The organism is Stenotrophomonas sp. Steno-C18 (assembly GCF_056393195.1).
Map to the genome: position 1 here is coordinate 327,392 of NZ_JBWJOX010000003.1, position 16,564 is coordinate 343,955.

The following is a 16,564-nucleotide window of genomic DNA, read 5'->3' on the forward strand; positions in this document are numbered from 1 at the left end:
GGCGGCAAGACGCCGACACCCATTGCAATGAAATCTAAATTTCCATTGAAATCATCAGCCTATGGATGACCAAAGTCATGCTCGGCACATGAAAATTTTTTGCAACACAGCTTGACATCGTTGTCACACAGCACGGAAACTCCACCTGCCGTAGCGCCAAAGGGGGCCGCACGGACTTCGGGGGAACTTCGTGGTTGCCAGTCTTCCAGCAGCGTCCAAGCACACCACCGCCACGGCCCGGCCCTTGCTGGCTGCGGACGTCGGCGGCACCCATGTGCGCGTGGGCCTGGTCTGGCCGGCCAGCGGCGGCCAGCGCCTGCAGGTGCAGGACTATCGCCAGTACCGTTGCGCCGACCACGATGACCTGGCCGCGATCCTGCGCCAGTTCCCGGTCGACCCTGCCTCGCTGTCCGCCTGCGTGATCGCCAGTGCCGGCCATGCCCTGGCCGATGGCACGGTGATCTCGGCCAACCTGCCGTGGCCGCTGTCCACCACCGCCATCCGTACCGCGCTCGGCACGCCGGCCGTGCACCTGGTCAACGACTTCGAGGCCGTGGCCCATGCCACCGCCCACATCGACCACGACCAGTCCACGCTGCTTTGCGGCCCGGCCCAGGCGGCCGAGGGCCCGGTCCTGGTGGTCGGCGCCGGCACCGGCCTGGGCGCGGCGCTGCGGGTTCCCTTCGGCGGCCGCTCCCTGGTGCTGGCCACCGAGGCCGGCCAGGCCGCCTTCGCCGCCACCACCGAGCTGGAGATCGCGGTGCTGCAGCAGCTGTTGCGCAGCCGTCCGCATGTCTCCGTCGAGCAGGCCCTGTCCGGCCCCGGCCTGCTCAACCTGTACGGCGCGCTGTGCGCCCTGCGCGGCCAGTCGCCCCGCCATGCCACCCCGGACGCGATCAGCCACGCCGCCTGCGAAGGCAGCGATCCGCTGGCCGTGCAGACGCTGGAACTGTTCTGCGGCCTGCTCGGCTCGGCCATCGGCGACATGGCGCTGGTGTACGGCCCGCACGGCGGCATCTACCTGGCCGGCGGCATCGCCCCGCGCATCGGCCACTTCCTTGCCAACAGCACCTTCGCCGATCGCTTCCTCAACAAGGGACCGATGCGCAAGGCGCTGGAACGCATTCCCGTGCGGCTGGTCGAGCACGGGCAACTGGGCGTCATCGGCGCCGCCAGTTGGTACCTGGAACGCAGGGAACTCGAGCCTTGCACTCCACCAAGCGCAGCAGTCCCCGTGCACGCGAACGCATCCCGCCCCTGCATCGGTCCACGTCAAGCCACTGCCGGCTGAGCCGCCGGAATCCATCAATGATGAGGAGAGACATCATGAGGTACCGCAAGTCCGTACTATCCGCCGCCATCGTCACCTGTCTGAGCTTCTCCGCGCACGCGCAGGAAGCGGACAAGAGCGCCACCGACCTTGACCGCGTCGTCGTCACCGGCATCCGCGCCAGCCTGCAGCAGTCGCTGGAAACCAAGCGCAACGCCGACGCCATCGTCGACGTCATCACCGCCGAGGACGTGGGCAAGTTCCCGGCCACCAACGTCGCCGAAGCGATGACCATCATCCCCGGCGTGACCATCGACCGCGCCTACGGCCAGGGCGAGAAGGTCAGCATCCTCGGCACCGACCCGGCGCTCAACCGCACCCTGCTCAACGGCCAGTCCATCGCCTCGGGCGACTGGAACATGTCCGACTTCCCGACCCGTACCTTCAACTACTCGCTGCTGGCGCCGGAACTGGTCGGCAAGGTGGAGGTGTTCAAGTCGCCGGAAGCACGCATCGACGAAGGCTCGATCGGCGGCACCGTGATCGTCTCCACCCGCAAGCCGCTGGACATGCCGGAGAAGGTCAGCATCTCCGGCCGCGTCAGCTACGGCCGCAACGACCGCGTCGAGAAGACCGATCCGAGCGCCTCGGCCGCCTTCGCATGGAAGAACGCCGCGGAGAACTTCGGCTTCATCGTGTCGGCGCAGGCCTCGAACGAGAGCATCCGTCGTGACGGCATCGAGTCCTACGGCACCGTGCGGGCCAAGGATTACATCGCCGGCGTGGGGGGTGCCAACGGCTCGATCACCAACCTGCCCACCGACTGGTCGGTGGCGCCGAACCCGGACGGCTCGCAGCCGACCTCGCCGGCCACCTGCGTCGGCGCCTGCGCCGACACCGTCTACGCCAACCCCGACGCGATCGGCCCGAACTCCACCAGCGCCCACTTCTTCGAGCAGGAGCGCAAGCGCAAGACCTACTCGGTGGCGCTGCAGTTCAAGCCGGTCGAGCAGATGAACATCGAATTCAACGCACTGAAGATCGACGCCAACTTCGACCACATGGCGCAGTCGATGTTCACCCACCAGGGCAACACCTGGAACAGCCTGAAGACCCTCAGCGGCCTCACCGTCAAGGACGGCCTGATCACCAGCGCCAGCCACAAGAACGGCCTGGTCGTGTTCGACATGCAGAACCGTCGCGCGCAGGTCGATTCGGAAACCTACGACATCAAGCTGGACTGGAACGACGAACGCTGGTTCGCCTCCACCCACATCGGCCGCACCAAGGCCGAGGGTGGCCCGAAGCAGGTGTTCGGCGAATTCCTGGCCCGCACAGACTACACCTGGTCCATCGCCGATGCACCGGGCAAGCCGGGCAGTGTGCACTTCACCGGCGCCAACCCGTTCCAGAACCCGGACCAGTTCCAGATGGACGGCGGTTGGGGCGCGGACCCGAACCAGCCGAGCTGGAACACCGGCTGGGGCGGCAACCTGGTGGAGAAGCCGACCACCGACAAGGAAACCTACGGCCAGGTCGACTTCGGCATCAAGCTCGATTCGCCGGTCTACCTGCTGCGCTTCGGCTACAAGCAGCGCAAGCATGAAACCACCCAGATCCAGCGCGGCATCGGCCTGGCCTCGGTGGCCGGCTACGGCGACGCCAAGGCTTCGGACTTCGACCCGCGCAAGCTGCCGGGCAACTACCTGAAGGGCTTCAGCGGTTACGGCGACCTAGGCAACCGCTTCACCATCGATGGCTGGAAGCTGGCCGACTACATCACCAGCGGTGATTGGCTGGCCCCCTGGCAGACGATGCCGGTGATGTCGCAGTTCAGCGCCGAGGAGTTCGCCCGCAACAACTGGTCGATCAACGAAGACATCGGCGCCGCCTACCTGCAGGCGGACTTCAGCTTCGACCGCCTGCGCGGCAACATCGGCGTGCGCTACGTGCGTACCGACCTGGAGTCGGGCAGCTTCGCCTGCAACACCGGCCTGGCCGGCTGCACCCAGGCCGGCTGGTCGGCCGAGAAGCTGGCCGCCTCGTACAGCCCGGTCGTGGTGAAGAACAAGTACAACAACGTGCTGCCCAACCTGAACCTGGCCTACGAGGCCACCGACAAGCTGGTGCTGCGTTTCTCCGCCGCCAAGACCATCGCCCGTCCGAACTACACCGACGTGTCCTCGTACCTGTGGCTGTCCGACACCGCGCTGACCGGCGGCGGCGGCAACCCGGCCCTGAAGCCGTACCAGTCCACCAACCTGGACTTCTCGGCCGAGTGGTACTTCTCCGACAACGCCATCCTGGCCGGTTCGATCTTCTACCGCGACGTGGCCGACTACATCCTCACCGAGTCGACCCCGGAAGTGCACTGGAACCAGAACCAGAACAAGGACGACACCTACATGGTGGACCGTCCGCGCAATGCCGGCGATGCGAAGATCAAGGGCTACTCGCTGGCATGGCAGCAGAACTTCGGCTACGGCTTCGGCGTGATCGCCAACTACACCTACTCCGATGGTGAAGCCACCGGCGATCGCCCGCTGCCGTTCAACTCCAAGAACCAGTTCAACATCAGCCCGTTCTTCGAGAACGACACCTGGAGCGCGCGCGTCACCTACGGCTGGCGTGACAAGTACTTCACCCAGGTCAGTGGCGGCCGCCAGCTGTGGACCATGGACTACGCCTCGCTGGATGCCTCGGTGGCCTTCAAGATCACCGACAACCTGTCGGTCGGCCTGGATGCGATGAACCTGCTCGATGAGGAATACCACTCCTACTCCGGCGTGGAACAGCTCACCCGCGGTGCCTACCTGAGCGGCCGTCGCTACAACGCCTCGCTGCGTTTCAACTTCTAAGCATTTCTCCCTGGCAACATCGTTTTTCCGCTGTTTTTCTCCTCCAGCGGGCCTGGGTTTTCCAGGCCCGCTTTTTTTTGCGATAACGCTTGTCCACCTGGAGCTCCCATGACCCGACTGCATACGCGCACGCACGTCCGCAGCCTGCTGGCCACCGGCTTGCTGCTGGGCGCCGGCCTGACCGCCGCCCACGCAACCTCCGCACCGCCCTCGCTCGCCGTTCCCCTGATCCCGCTGCCGCAGCAGGTACAGCCCGGCGCCGCTCCCTATCGCGTGGATGCCACCACCACGGTGAGCGTGGACGGCGAAGGCGCACGCGCCGTCGCCGGACAGTTCATCGCCCTGCTGGGCAAGACCAGCGCGCTGCACCTGCAGCCGGCGAGCGTCGGCAAGCCGGTACGCGGCATCCGCTTCGAGCACGATGCGTCGCTGGCAGGCAACGTGGAGGGCAGCTATCGCCTGCAGGTTGGCGCCCAGGGCGTGCGCATCCGCGCCGCCACCGACGCGGGGTTGTTCAATGGCGCGATGACGCTGGTGCAGCTGCTCAGCGGTGGTGATGGCCAGGACGGCCAGGTCCCGGCCGTGGACATCACCGATGCCCCCCGCTTTGCCTGGCGTGGTTTCATGCTCGACTCGGCGCGCCACTTCCAGAGCATCGAGCAGATCAAGCAGTTGCTCGATGCCATGGCGCTGCACAAGCTCAACACCTTCCACTGGCACCTGACCGACGACCAGGGCTGGCGCATGGAGATCAAGCGCTACCCGAAGCTCACCGAAGTCGGCAGCTGCCGCGCGCCGGCCGGCCAGGCCGGGGTCGGGCCTGACGGCAAGCCACACCTGTACTGTGGCTACTACACGCAGGCGCAGATCCGCGACGTGGTCGCCTACGCCGCCGCGCGCCACATCACCGTGGTGCCCGAGATCGACGTGCCGGGCCACGCGCAGGCCGCGGTCGCCGCCTATCCCGAGCATGGCGTGGTCGATGGCCCGACCCAGCCGTCGGCCAACTGGGGCGTCAACCCCTACCTGTTCAACCCGCGCGAGGAAACCCTGCAGTTCCTGGAGAACATCCTGGCCGAGGTGCTGGAGATGTTCCCCGGCCAGTACATCCATATCGGTGGCGATGAAGCGGTCAAGTACCAGTGGCAGGCCTCGCCGGCGGTGCAGGCGCACCTGCGCGCGCTGGGCCTGAAGGACGAGGAGGCCCTGCAGTCGCACATGCTCAAGCGGCTGGAAACCTTCCTGGAGGATCGCGACCGCAAGCTGATCGGCTGGGACGAGATCATCGAAGGCGGCCTGCCGCCGCAGGCCACGGTGATGTCCTGGCGCGGCATCGAGGGCGGCATCGAGGCCGCCACGCATGGCCACGACGTGGTGATGTCGCCGGGCAACACGCTGTACCTGGACTTCCTGCAGACCAACCTGCCCGACGAACCGCCGGGGCGCCCCAAGTTCACCTCGATGCAGCGCGTCTACGCCTTCGACCCGGTGCCGGCGCAGCTGACCGCCGAGCAGCGCAGGCACATCCTCGGCGTGCAGGCCAACATGTGGACCGAACACACCCGCACCTGGGAGCGCCTGCAGCACAACGTGTTCCCGCGCATGGCCGCGCTGTCGGAAATCGCCTGGACGGCGCCGGAGCGCAAGAGCTACGACGATTTCCTCGCCCGCCTGCCGGCACAGCTGCAGCGCTACAAGGCGCTGGACATCGCCTATGCGCAGACGGCGCTGTCGGTGGCGATGAAGCGCCAGGACGACCGCGCCGGCAACAAGGTCACGGTCGAGCTGTCCAACCCGCTCAGCTACCGCGACATCCGTTACACCACCGATGGCAGCACGCCCACCGCGCAGTCAGCGGCCTATCCCGGCGCTCTGACGCTGCCGGTGCCCACCGAGCTGAAGGCGCTGACGTTCTTCAACGGCAAGCCGGTGGCCGATGCACCCAGCCGCTGGAACCTGGATGCCGAATCGCTGCTGACCCGCACCGACAAGACCCTGGCGCAATGCCCGCAGGGCGGCCGCCTGCTGCTGCGGCTGGAAGACGACAACCCGCTGCAGGGCGCGCGTGACAACTTCGACGTCACCATCTTCAACCCGTGCTGGTTGTGGGAGGACGCGCAGTTGCAGGACATCCGCGCGTTCAAGGTGCGCGCCGGGCGCATCCCCTACAACTTCGGCCTGCTGCGCGAGGAAGAGGCCAAGCGCGGCTACCGCAAGCCGGTCGCCGCGCATGGCGAGTTCGAAGTCCGCGCCGGCTGCGAAGGCCGCGTGCTGGCCTCGGTGCCGCTGCCGCGCGAGGCCAGCGCCGATGGCTTCATCGAGCTGGAGGCGCCCTTGCGCGCCGGGCCGGAACAGGTCACCGACCTGTGCATGACCTTCAGTGGCGACACCCGCTCGCAGATGTGGGTGCTCGACCAGGTTCGCCTGCAACCGGCGAAGTAGTGGCCGGGAAGGCGCGGTGCGGTCCGCATGGTCCTCTCCACCCTGCGGCCCGCACCGCGCCATCTTTGCAGCAGCGCCAACGGGGTCACGACAGGGCCCCGATGGCCTGGCGACGGTATCAGTCCCGGGCTCGCCGAAGTAAGTGCCAAAAGGCAGAAAGGCACTGTTTTGAAAGGAAATTTCGGTTTCAGCCGCAACTACGCGCGTGCGCTCAGGAGGCGCGGCGGGGCTGCAGCCGCAACAGCAGGTTCGCCAGCGGCGTCAGCGCGGTGAGCATGCCCGCCACCACGCCACTGGTATTGGCCAGCGCATCGATCGGGTCGGCCATCCGGTTGTCGGTCAACGCGCCCTGCGCCCATTCGATGCCCACGCCCATCAGCACCAGCCCCACGCCCGCCACCCACAAGGCGCGACGGGTGGCGAACACCTGCACCGCGCTGGCGGCCAACAGGAAATACGCCAGGAAGTGCTCGACCTTGTCGCTGTTCTGCGGCAGGTCCAGTGGCGGCGGCGGGATCAGGCATACCACGATCACCGCCAGCACCGCCGCCCCCCACAGCGACAGCCAGAACCGCGCATGCCGCAACGGCTTGATCGGGCTTACAGCCGCCACGTCAGGTCGCCCATCAGGAACGCGGCACTCATGTCCACGTCGCGGCTGAAGGCCATCACCTGGAAGCGCTCGCCCATCTCGGTCGGCAGGGTCAGCCGCTTGAGTTCCTCGCGCAGGCGCATGCGGCCCACGTCGTCGGTGCGCTCCTCCGCCGCTTCAAGCAGGCCGGTGATGCCGTTGCCGAGCAGGAAGCTGGCCTGGTTGCTGTAGCCGGCCAGGTCGAAGCCGGCATGGGTGCCGGCCTCGGCCAACGCAGTGAAGTCCACCGAGGCGGTGATGTCCTGCAGGCCCGGCCACAGGAACACGTCGTTGTGCACGCGGTGGCGGTAGAAGGCGCGGATCGTGCCGTCGTCGCGGTCGTGCTGGTAGAACTCGCTGCGCGGGTAGCCGTAGTCGACGAACAGCATCGCGCCGCGCTGCATGCCACCGGCCACCGCCTGGATCCAGTACGGCAGCTGCGGCAACACCTCCGAGCGGTAGCCGTGCGCGAACGGGCGCTCCAGGTAGTGCTCCAGGTGCCGCACCGCCGCGGCGGTCAGCGCATCGGCCGGCTTGGCACCGCGCACGAAGCGGCCCTCGCCGTCCAGCTCCACGGTTTCCTCGTAGATCTCGCCATCGCTGGCAAGGAAGCGCGGGGTCGGCAACGCGTCGATCACCTCGTTGGCGAACAGCACGCCGTCCCAGTCGTCGTCGAACGGGCGGTCCAGCCATTCCACCAGGGCGAACACCGGCGGGATCAACGCCTTCTCCAGGCGCTCGCGCTGGCGTTCGCGCAGGTCCGCGCTGGGTTCCAGGATGGCGTAGCGCTCCGGCAGCGCGTCCAGCTCCAGCAGGCGCTTGAGCAGGATCTCGGCGAACGCGCCGCTGCCGCCGCCCAGCTCCAGCATCCGCGCCTGCGGCCCGAGCTGCTGCAGCACCGGGGCGACCACGTTGGCGGTGGTGGCAGCGAACAACGGCCCCATTTCCGGCGAGGTGACGAAGTCACCGGAGGCACCGAACTTGCTCGCACCGGCGCTGTAGTAACCCCAGCCCGGGGCATACAGGGCCAGCTCCATGAACCGCGAGAACGGCACCGCGCCACCCTGGGCGCAGATGTCCGCGCGCAGGTGCGCGGCCAACTGCTCGCTGTGTTCAAGCGCTTCGGGTTCGGGCGTGGGCAGGTCGGAATGCATGGTGCGGCCGTTTACAGGGACAATGCACAGGATAGCCGAGTGAGGAAAATGCAGATGACAGATTACCAACGGGTGGCCCTGGTCACCGGCAGCGCGCGCCGCATCGGCGCGGCCATCGCCCGCCACCTGCACGCCCACGGTTACCGCATCGCCCTGCACGCGCATTCATCCACCGAAGAGATGCAGTCGCTGGCCTTCGACCTGGAAAGCGAACGGCCCGGCAGCGTGCTGGCGGTGGAGGCCGACCTGCGTGACCCGGCCGCGCTGCCGGACATGCTCGAACAGGTGGTCAGCCATTTCGGCCAGCTCGATGCGCTGGTCAACAACGCCTCCAACTTCTTCCCCACCCCGTTCGGCCAGGTGCAGCCGGCACAATGGGACGAGCTGCTGGCGGTCAACGCGCGCGCACCGTTCTTCCTGGCCCAGGTGGCCGCCCCGCACCTGATCCGGCAGCGCGGCGCCATCGTCAACCTGACCGACCTGCATGCCACCCAGCCGTTGCGCGACTACCCCGCCTACAGCATCGCCAAGGCGGCGCTGGAGATGGTCACCCGCTCGCTGGCGCTGGAACTGGCACCGCACGTACGGGTCAACGCCGTGGCCCCGGGTGCCATCCTGTGGCCGGAGGAAGGCAAGAGCGAGCAGGCCAAGCAGAAACTGATGGAGCGCACGCCGCTGGGCCGCATCGGCACCCCGCACGAGATCGCCTCGGCGGTACGCTGGCTGCTGGACGATGCCGGCTACATCACCGGCCAGACGTTGCGACTGGATGGCGGGCGGACGTTGACGTAAGCCAGGGATCAAGGCCGCGGCAAACCCGCCGCCCTCCCTTGGCACCAGCCGGGGGAGCCGGCGCAAAGCCGCACGGAAGCGTTTGCGCTTCCCCGTGGGGCGTCACTCCCCTTCCAGCGCCACCACATCGAAATCCTGCCCGAACTGCGGATGCTCTGCCCACATCTGCGCCAGGTTCAGCCCACGCACCGGGTCGATGAATTCCGGCGCGATATCGGCCAGCGGCTTGAGCACGAAGGCGTGCTTGAGCTCCGGGCGCGGGATGCGCAGGTGCTTGGGGCCCTCGACCACCAGGTCGCCGTAATACACCACGTCGATGTCCAGGGTACGGTCGCTGAAGCGCGGACCGGAACGGTCACGCCCGTGCGCGTCCTCCACCGCGTGCAGCCATTCGTCCAGGGCCAGCAGCGGCATGTCGGTTTCCAGCAGCACCGCGTTGTTGAGGAAGTCCGGGCCGTCGAAGCCCACTGCGGGGGTGCGGTAGGCCGGCGATACGCGCAGGGTGCCGAAACGTTCGCGCAGCACGTCCACGGCGGCCTTGAGGTAATGGCGTGGATTGAGGTTGCTGCCCAGGCTGAGGAGCACGGTGGTCATCGGTGGCTTTGCCTGCGGGCCTGCCCGCACCGGTCAGGGCGGACCACGGCCCTGCATCAGGAGTGGGGGCGACAATGATAAGGCCAGCAGGCGTCGGCCAGATGCGTGCCGGAGTGCTTTCAGTCGCTGCCCAGCGCATCGGCCACGGCACGGAACACCCGCTGCATCTCCAGCGGCTTGGGCAGCACGTGCACGCTGATGCCGGACGGGGCCTGGCCGTCGGCGAATGCCGGGGCATTGGCGTCCTCCAGCACGATGGCCGGCCCGCGGTAGCCCATCGCCTGCATCTCGGCCAGCAACTGCCCGGCCGACAGCAGCGGGATGCCGCTGTCGACGAGCACCACGTCGGGCAGGCCGGCTTCCTGCAGGTGCCGCATCGCGACCGCGCCATCGCTGGCCAGGCGCATGCGGTAGCCCTGGCTGGACAACGCATTGCCCAGCAGCGAGAGCCGGGTGGCCTCGTCATCGACCACCAGCAGGCGTTCGCCGCGGCCGGCGCGGATCGCCGGCACCTCGCCCTCGCCTTCGGCCAGCAGGGCATCCTGCATCGGCAGCAGCAGTTCGAACGAGGTCCCCTCGCCCTTGCAGCTGTGCACGCGGATATGCCCGCCAACGCTCTCGATGATGCGCCGGCATGACACCAGCCCCAGCCCGGTACCGTTGGTCTTGGTGGTGAAGAACGGGCTGAACAGACGCGCCTGGGTCGCCTCGTCCATGCCGATGCCTTCATCGCTGACGCGGATGCGCACGCACTCCTCCTGGCCCTGGCCACCGCGTTCGGCGACCAGGCTCAGGCGCCCGCCGTCGGGCATCGCCTGGATGGCGTTCAATGCCAGGTTGAGCAGCACCTGCTGCAGCTCGGTGTAGTTGGCCTCGATGGCCATGCGGTCATCGGAGACTTCCAGGTGCAGGTCCACGTTGCGCGGCAGGCTGCTCTTGAGCAGCATGCCGACCGCCTGGAACAACCGCTGCAGCACGATGCGCTCGCTGGGCTGGCGCGAACCGCGCACGAAGGACAGCATCGACTCGACCATCTCGTGGCCACGCCGGCCGCACTCGGCGATCACGTCGGCCAGGCGCACGATCTTGGGATCGTCGCTGCGCTCGCGGATCAGGTCCGGCACGATCAGCAGCGGCTGCAGGATGTTGCGCAGGTCGTGGCTGAGACCGGCGGCCAGCAGCGCCAGGCTCTCCAGGCGCTGCGAACGCATCAGCTCGTCCTCCACCCGGGCGCGCTCGATCTCGCTGCGCGCCTCGCGGATGGCCCGCGCCACGGCTGGCGGCAGGCGTGCCGGCAGGTGCTTGATGATGTAGTCGTTGGCGCCCTTGCGCAGCGCCTCCACCGCGGTCTCCTCGCCCATGGTGCCGGAGACGAAGATGAAGGGAACCTTCGGGTGCAGCTCGCGCAGTATCTGCAGCGCCTGGTAGCCGGAGAACCCGGGCATGCTCAGGTCCGAGAGCACGATGTCGGGCATGTACTCGGTCAGGGCGCGGCGCAGCCCGGCCTCGTTGTCGACCCGCTCGAATTCGGCCTGCAGGCCAGCGTCGAGCAACTGGTCACTGACCAGCTCGGCATCTTCGGGCGAATCCTCCACCAGCAGGATCCGCAACCGCCCCAGTGGTGCTCCCTTGTTAGGCATGCACGCTCACTCGCCTTCCGGTGCCTGGTTGATGACCGCCCAGAACGTGCCGATCGTCTTGACCGCGTTGAAGAACTGGTCGATGTCCACCGGCTTGACTACATAGGCATTCACGCCCAGGTCCCAGCTGCGTGCCAGGTCGCTTTCCTCGCGCGAGGACGACAGGATCACCACCGGCAGGCGCTTGAGCTCCTCCTCGGCACGGATGCGCTGCAGGACCTCCAGCCCGTCCATGCGCGGCATCTTGATGTCCAGCAGCAGGACCGCCGGCAGCCCTTCCTCGCGGTCGGCGTAGGCCCCGCGGCGCAGCAGGAAGTCCAGCGCTTCCACGCCGTCCTCGCAGTGCACGATCGGGTTGGCCAAGCGCGCCTCGCGCAGGGCGTCGATCGCCATTTCGGCGTCGGCCGCGCTGTCTTCGGCGATCAGGATGGTGCGCAACGTGGTCATGCCGGGAGATCCTTGTGGTGTGCGTCGTTGAACGGGGGAATGATGAAGCTGAAGGTGGCCCCCTTGTCCACCTGTGCCTCGGCCCAGATGCGCCCGCCATGGCGGGTCAGCACCCGTCGCACGCTGGCCAGGCCGATGCCGGTACCGGCGTACTCGGAGGCCTTGTGCAGGCGCTGGAACACCCCGAACAGCTTGGAGGCGTACTGCATGTCGAAACCGGCGCCGTTGTCGGTGACGCTGAACTGCTGGCTGCCGTCGGGCAACTGCCGCGCCGACACCTCGATCACCGCCTTCTCGCGCCCGGCGCTGTACTTGATCGCGTTGCCCAGCAGGTTCAACCACACCTGCCGCATCATGTTCTCGTCGGCCACCAGCACCGGCAGCGTGCCGATGTGCCACTCCACCTCGCGCGGCGTGCCGTCGGCACCGGCCTCGGCGCGCAGGTTGGAATCCAGCAGCGCTCGGGTGTCGGCCACCAGCGACTGCATGTCCACCGGCTGCAGGCGCATGGCCCCACGCCCCAGCCGCGAATAGACCAGCAGGTCGTCGATCAACGCCGCCATCCGCTGCGCCGAGCTGCCGATCACGTCCAGGTAATGCTGCGCCTTCTCATCGGCGCCCTCACCCAGGTGCCGGCGCAGCTTGTCCGAGAACCCGGCCACGTGGCGCAGCGGCGCGCGCAGGTCGTGCGAGACCGAGTAGCTGAAGGCCTCCAGCTCGCGGTTGACGTCGGCCATCTGCTCGACCTTGCCTTCCAGCTGCCGGTTCAGCTCTTCCACCCGCACCTGCACCGCGCGCTGCAGGGTGATGTCGCTGATGGTCATCAGCACCACGTCGTCGTTGGCATCGGGCAGCGACATGCGCCGCGCATTGATCAGCATGGTGCGGGCCAGGCCGTCCACGCCCTGCTGCTGGTGCTCGTAGTCCCACAGCTCGCGCCCGCGCAGCAGCACGTCGGCCAGGCGCTGGCGCACGATGGGGTCCTCCCAGGCACCCTCGCCGATCTCCTGCAGCGGACGCTGGTTCACGTCCTGGCCATCGACGCCGTACAACTCGGCGAAGGCGTTGTTGTGCAGCACGATGCGCAGCTTCTCGTCGAGCAGCACGATGGGCTCGCGCACGGTCTGCAGCACCGAGTTGGCGCGGGCGGTGGACTTGCTCAGGCGCAGCTCGGCATCGGCGCGGCTGCCGATCTGCCGGTTCAGCAGCCACAGCACCAGTGCCAGCAACAGCAACTGCACCACCAGCGCACTCCAGCTCACCAGCGAGGACATCCGCTGCTGGCGCTGCGCCTGCAGGCCGCGCTCGGCCAGCAGCGCCTCTTCGTGCTGCTGCAGCTCGACCACCATGTCGCGGATCGGGTACTCGAAGGTCATCTGCTCGATCAGCTCGCGCTGGCGCGGCGAATCGGTGCTGACGGCGATCTCCTTGGCCAGCGCCATGCGCCGCTCCAGCATCGACTCCATCTTGCCGATGCGGACCAGTTGCTCGGGGCTGTCGCTGACCAGCCCGGCGAGCTCGCGTAGGTTGTCGGTCACCCGGTCGGCCTGGTCCATGCGCTGCTGCAGCGCCGGCGAGTCGATGCCCTTGGACAGCGTCAGCGCCGCTGACTCGACGTCGCGGATGTCGGCCTGCAGGTTGTACAACCGCGCCCCCACCGCGTGGGTGTGCGCCACCCAGTTGGCCGACTCCACGCTCTGGGTGGACAGCCGCTGCAGGGTCAGCGCCGGGACGATGATGATCAACAACGCAGCCAAGGCCAGCCCCATCAGGCGCCAGCGGCTCCACCCCTCATCGCTCAATCCCAGTGCCATCCCGTTTCCTTCGTCACGCGTGGACGCCCCCTGCGTCACACCAACCGCCATCGACGGCCGTTTCCGTCAATCGGCAGAAACCGCGGCCGTATCCAGGCGTTTGCCTGACAGGCGCCAAGGATTGCATGAAACCTGCGGGGAGTGAACGCCTCGCGCCCTCCTCCCCACCGTGCTCCGGTTCAGCCGTCGCTACGCTTGATCGCGTGACCACCGAACTCGTTGCGCATGGCCGCCAGCATGCGGTCGGTGAACGAGTTGTCCTCGCGCGAACGCAGCCGTTCCAGCAGCGACAGGGTGATCACCGGTGCCGGCACGTCGAGGTCGATGGCCTCGCTGACCGTCCAGCGCCCTTCGCCGGAATCCTCCACGTAGGGCGCGATGCCATCCAGCGCCGGGTTCTGGCGCAGCGCATCGGCGCTGAGGTCCAGCAGCCAGGACCGCACCACGCTGCCATGGCGCCAGACCTCGGCGATCTGCGCCAGGTCCAGCGCGAACTCGGCCTTTTTCTCCATCAGCGCGAAGCCTTCGGCGTAGGCCTGCATCATTCCGTACTCGATGCCGTTGTGGACCATCTTGCTGAAGTGGCCCGCCCCGACCGGCCCGACATGGGCCCAGCCACGGTCCGCGGCCGGCGCCAGCGCCTGGAACAGCGGCGACAACCGCGACACCACCGCCTGCTCGCCACCGATCATCAGGCAGTAGCCCTCCTGCAGCCCCCACACCCCGCCGCTGGTGCCGCAGTCGACGAAGTCCACCTGGTGCGCTGCGCAACGCCCGGCCCGCTGCTGCGATTCCCGGTACCAGGAGTTGCCGCCGTCGACCACCACGTCGCCCGGCGACAGCAACGGCAACAACGCCTCCAGCGTCGCGTCCACTACCTTGGACGGCACCATCAGCCACAGCACCCGCGGTGCCGGCAGGGCCTGCACCAGCGCCTGCAGCGAGGTGACCACCGCCACGCCCTTGGCGCCCACCTGCGCCCTGGCCTGCTCGCCCGGATCGAAGCCGGTGACGCGGATGCCGCCGCCCTGCAGTCGCTGCGCCATATTGGCGCCCATCCGGCCCAGTCCGATCATGCCCAGTTCCATTTCTCACCTCGGGTTGTGTTGAAGGAAATTCCGTCCGCGCACGCCCGCAGGCGCGCATCGATCCAGCGCCGGTACAGGGTGGTGTGCAGGTTGTGCAGCGTCAGCTCGATGCTGAAGGGGGTGCGCGGGTTGCGGTCGAGCAGGCGGGCGATGTGGTAGCCCAGCGGGCGCACGCCCCTGGGATGCACGTACAGCATCAAGCCGCCATACACCGGGTCGGCCATCAATGCATCGATGCGCGCCAGCAGCACCTGCTGCTCCGCCGGCAGCGCGGCCCGCAGCGTCGCATCGCGCTCGTGAAGCAGGCGTTCGAAGCGGCGCCGGCCATGCCCGGGCATCTGCCGCGCCAGCTCCCATATCCGCGCGTTGAGCGCGTCGTAGTGCGCGAAGCCGCCATGCCGGGCCAACGCCTGGGCGGCGGCCTCGCTGATGTCGGTGATCACGAAGTTCTCGGCCTGGTTGTTGATGTCGTCCAGGTAGCGCTTGTCGTAGACGTGGCTGATGTAGCCCGGCAGGCCCATGAACGCCTGCCGCCCCATCGCCGCGGTGCGGACCGCCTTGCCATCGGCGAAGAACTCGCCGGCGTTGCTGCCCAGCAGGATGCTCGGCGTATCGTGCAGGGTCAGGAAGGTGCCGATGGACAACTCCCCGGCGCTGAACTCCGCATCGAACGCCGCATCGCCATACAGCTCGCGCTGGGTGGCGAGCTGGGCCACCTGCCGGCCCACCCCGCACTCGGAGCGCACCCGCCCGCTGTAGAAGGCCTCCAGCGCCCGGCTGTTGCTGCCGCTCGGCGCATAGCCACGGCCAAAACTGCGGAAGCGCTGCCAGCCCTGCGCACCCGCGCCGCGCGCGCCGAAGCCGATCCAGCCCAGTTGCAACGCCGAGAACCGGTAACCGGGATTGTCCTGCAGGCGACGGGCCGCCGCGCGCGTGGCATCCCCCAGCCGGAACGCATAGGCGCACACGCTGGCCTGCTGTTGCAGCAGGGCTTCGGCCATCCGCTCGCGCTGCGTGGCATCGAAACCCTCGGGCACCTGCACGCGCAGATCACCCCGGGCCTGCGCCTGCTGCAGCGAGGCGCGCTGGCAGGGCCGCCCGGCATTGACCGTGACCCCCTGCTGCGAGCCCGATTCGACCCGCCACCCCAGCTCGCGCAGCAGCCGCATCGCGCAGCCGTCGGCGGCCTGCGCCGTGGATGCCAACACCCACATCAACGCAGCGCCGACGCGAACCATCGCGTGCCGGCGCCACGTCACCGGGCCGGCGCCCCGTCGGTCGGTGGCGGCACCAGCGCGGTGGCGAACTGCTGCACGCGCGCGAAGAAGTTCCGGTAGAACTGCGCATCCTGCACCGTGCTGCTGGCCACCCGCACCAGCGAGTCATCGTTGCTGCCGAACGGCAGCGACACCGACCCCAGCGCCCCCACGCCCACGCTGGCCGAGGTGGGCGACTTCTTCAGTGCATAGCGGTCCTGCACCGCGCTGGCGAACACCTGTGCATGGCCGTCGCCACGCGCCGCGCAGGACACCCGCAGCACCAGCTGCTCATGCACGTCCTCCTTGGGCTGGAAGTTCTTGTTGGCCTCCACGCTGCCGGCATCGGCGCGGGTGATCGCATAGCCCTGCCCCAGCAGCGCGCGGCGCGCCGCCTCGCAGGCCTGCGCCGGCGATACCTCGAAGTCGCGCGAATAGGTGTCGCCGGAATCGAACGACTCGCGCAGCAGCGTGCTGTTGACGGCCTTGCCACCGCAGCCCGCCAGCGCCAGCAGCATCAGCCCGGCCAGCGCACGAAGCCCGTAAGCGCGCATGGACGCCTCCATCCATCATCGAAT

The 16,564-nt window shown here is 68.1% G+C and carries 13 protein-coding genes; 4 read left to right on the forward strand and 9 right to left on the reverse strand.

Features of this window, described 5'->3' with window-relative positions:
- Positions 1-190 precede the first annotated feature (190 nt).
- The 3 genes from AC06FE_RS08740 to AC06FE_RS08750 all read left to right on the forward strand — a co-directional run bounded on the left by AC06FE_RS08740 (position 191) and on the right by AC06FE_RS08750 (position 6,570).
- On the forward strand, positions 191-1,291 hold the full coding sequence (locus AC06FE_RS08740; RefSeq protein ID WP_313252235.1) for a glucokinase: 1,101 nt from the start codon (positions 191-193) through the stop codon (positions 1,289-1,291).
- Positions 1,292-1,326: 35 nt separating this feature from the next.
- Positions 1,327-4,128, forward strand: a complete 2,802-nt coding sequence (locus tag AC06FE_RS08745; protein ID WP_132865653.1) for a TonB-dependent receptor — start codon at positions 1,327-1,329, stop codon at positions 4,126-4,128.
- 108 nt (positions 4,129-4,236) lie between these two features.
- The gene (locus AC06FE_RS08750) at positions 4,237-6,570 is read left to right on the forward strand and encodes a beta-N-acetylhexosaminidase (RefSeq protein WP_478072818.1); all 2,334 of its coding nucleotides are present in this window, start codon (positions 4,237-4,239) and stop codon (positions 6,568-6,570) included.
- Positions 6,571-6,781: 211 nt separating this feature from the next.
- On the opposite strand, the gene AC06FE_RS08755 is transcribed toward AC06FE_RS08750, so the two are convergent.
- Both AC06FE_RS08755 and AC06FE_RS08760 read right to left on the reverse strand, forming a co-directional pair.
- Positions 6,782-7,183, reverse strand: coding sequence for a VanZ family protein (locus tag AC06FE_RS08755; protein ID WP_478072819.1), 402 nt, complete (start codon positions 7,181-7,183; stop codon positions 6,782-6,784).
- Positions 7,171-8,355: a class I SAM-dependent methyltransferase gene (locus tag AC06FE_RS08760; protein ID WP_478072820.1), complete on the reverse strand. Its 1,185-nt coding sequence runs from the start codon at positions 8,353-8,355 to the stop codon at positions 7,171-7,173. The genes AC06FE_RS08755 and AC06FE_RS08760 overlap by 13 nt, the downstream gene beginning before the upstream one ends.
- 54 nt (positions 8,356-8,409) lie before the next feature.
- Between AC06FE_RS08760 and AC06FE_RS08765 the strand changes: the two genes are divergently transcribed.
- Positions 8,410-9,147, forward strand: coding sequence for a pteridine reductase (locus AC06FE_RS08765; protein ID WP_192287678.1), 738 nt, complete (start codon positions 8,410-8,412; stop codon positions 9,145-9,147).
- A 102-nt stretch (positions 9,148-9,249) separates the two neighbouring features.
- Here AC06FE_RS08765 and folK read toward each other — a convergent pair whose 3' ends face one another.
- From folK to AC06FE_RS08800, 7 genes are all read right to left on the reverse strand, one after another.
- On the reverse strand, positions 9,250-9,741 hold the full coding sequence (gene folK, locus AC06FE_RS08770; protein WP_478072821.1) for a 2-amino-4-hydroxy-6-hydroxymethyldihydropteridine diphosphokinase: 492 nt from the start codon (positions 9,739-9,741) through the stop codon (positions 9,250-9,252).
- Positions 9,742-9,860: 119 nt separating this feature from the next.
- Complete coding sequence (locus tag AC06FE_RS08775) at positions 9,861-11,381, reverse strand: two-component system sensor histidine kinase NtrB (protein WP_478072822.1); 1,521 nt, start codon at positions 11,379-11,381, stop codon at positions 9,861-9,863.
- A 6-nt stretch (positions 11,382-11,387) separates the two neighbouring features.
- Positions 11,388-11,828 carry a response regulator gene (locus tag AC06FE_RS08780; RefSeq protein ID WP_132865660.1) on the reverse strand — a complete coding sequence of 147 codons (441 nt, stop codon included), beginning with the start codon at positions 11,826-11,828 and terminating at the stop codon, positions 11,388-11,390.
- Positions 11,825-13,642, reverse strand: a complete 1,818-nt coding sequence (locus AC06FE_RS08785) for a sensor histidine kinase (RefSeq protein ID WP_478072823.1) — start codon at positions 13,640-13,642, stop codon at positions 11,825-11,827. The genes AC06FE_RS08780 and AC06FE_RS08785 overlap by 4 nt, the downstream gene beginning before the upstream one ends.
- Before the next feature lie 179 nt (positions 13,643-13,821).
- Positions 13,822-14,730, reverse strand: a complete 909-nt coding sequence (gene gnd, locus AC06FE_RS08790; protein ID WP_478072824.1) for a phosphogluconate dehydrogenase (NAD(+)-dependent, decarboxylating) — start codon at positions 14,728-14,730, stop codon at positions 13,822-13,824.
- Positions 14,715-15,944, reverse strand: coding sequence for a hypothetical protein (locus tag AC06FE_RS08795; protein WP_478072825.1), 1,230 nt, complete (start codon positions 15,942-15,944; stop codon positions 14,715-14,717). The genes gnd and AC06FE_RS08795 overlap by 16 nt, the downstream gene beginning before the upstream one ends.
- Positions 15,945-15,985: 41 nt before the next feature.
- Entirely contained in the window at positions 15,986-16,552 is a 567-nt protein-coding gene (locus AC06FE_RS08800) for a DUF2242 domain-containing protein (RefSeq protein ID WP_478072826.1), read from the reverse strand.
- Positions 16,553-16,564: the final 12 nt, after the last annotated feature.

Bases quoted from the DNA above. Each gene is read 5' to 3' on its own strand.
- AC06FE_RS08745 (WP_132865653.1), top strand. From the start codon at position 1,327: ATGAGGTACCGCAAGTCCGTACTATCCGCCGCCATCGTCACCTGTCTG.
- AC06FE_RS08750 (WP_478072818.1), top strand. From the start codon at position 4,237: ATGACCCGACTGCATACGCGCACGCACGTCCGCAGCCTGCTGGCCACC.
- AC06FE_RS08760 (WP_478072820.1), bottom strand. From the start codon at position 8,355: ATGCATTCCGACCTGCCCACGCCCGAACCCGAAGCGCTTGAACACAGC.
- AC06FE_RS08765 (WP_192287678.1), top strand. From the start codon at position 8,410: ATGACAGATTACCAACGGGTGGCCCTGGTCACCGGCAGCGCGCGCCGC.
- folK (WP_478072821.1), bottom strand. From the start codon at position 9,741: ATGACCACCGTGCTCCTCAGCCTGGGCAGCAACCTCAATCCACGCCAT.
- AC06FE_RS08775 (WP_478072822.1), bottom strand. From the start codon at position 11,381: ATGCCTAACAAGGGAGCACCACTGGGGCGGTTGCGGATCCTGCTGGTG.
- AC06FE_RS08780 (WP_132865660.1), bottom strand. From the start codon at position 11,828: ATGACCACGTTGCGCACCATCCTGATCGCCGAAGACAGCGCGGCCGAC.
- AC06FE_RS08785 (WP_478072823.1), bottom strand. From the start codon at position 13,642: ATGGCACTGGGATTGAGCGATGAGGGGTGGAGCCGCTGGCGCCTGATG.
- gnd (WP_478072824.1), bottom strand. From the start codon at position 14,730: ATGGAACTGGGCATGATCGGACTGGGCCGGATGGGCGCCAATATGGCG.
- AC06FE_RS08795 (WP_478072825.1), bottom strand. From the start codon at position 15,944: ATGTGGGTGTTGGCATCCACGGCGCAGGCCGCCGACGGCTGCGCGATG.
- AC06FE_RS08800 (WP_478072826.1), bottom strand. From the start codon at position 16,552: ATGGAGGCGTCCATGCGCGCTTACGGGCTTCGTGCGCTGGCCGGGCTG.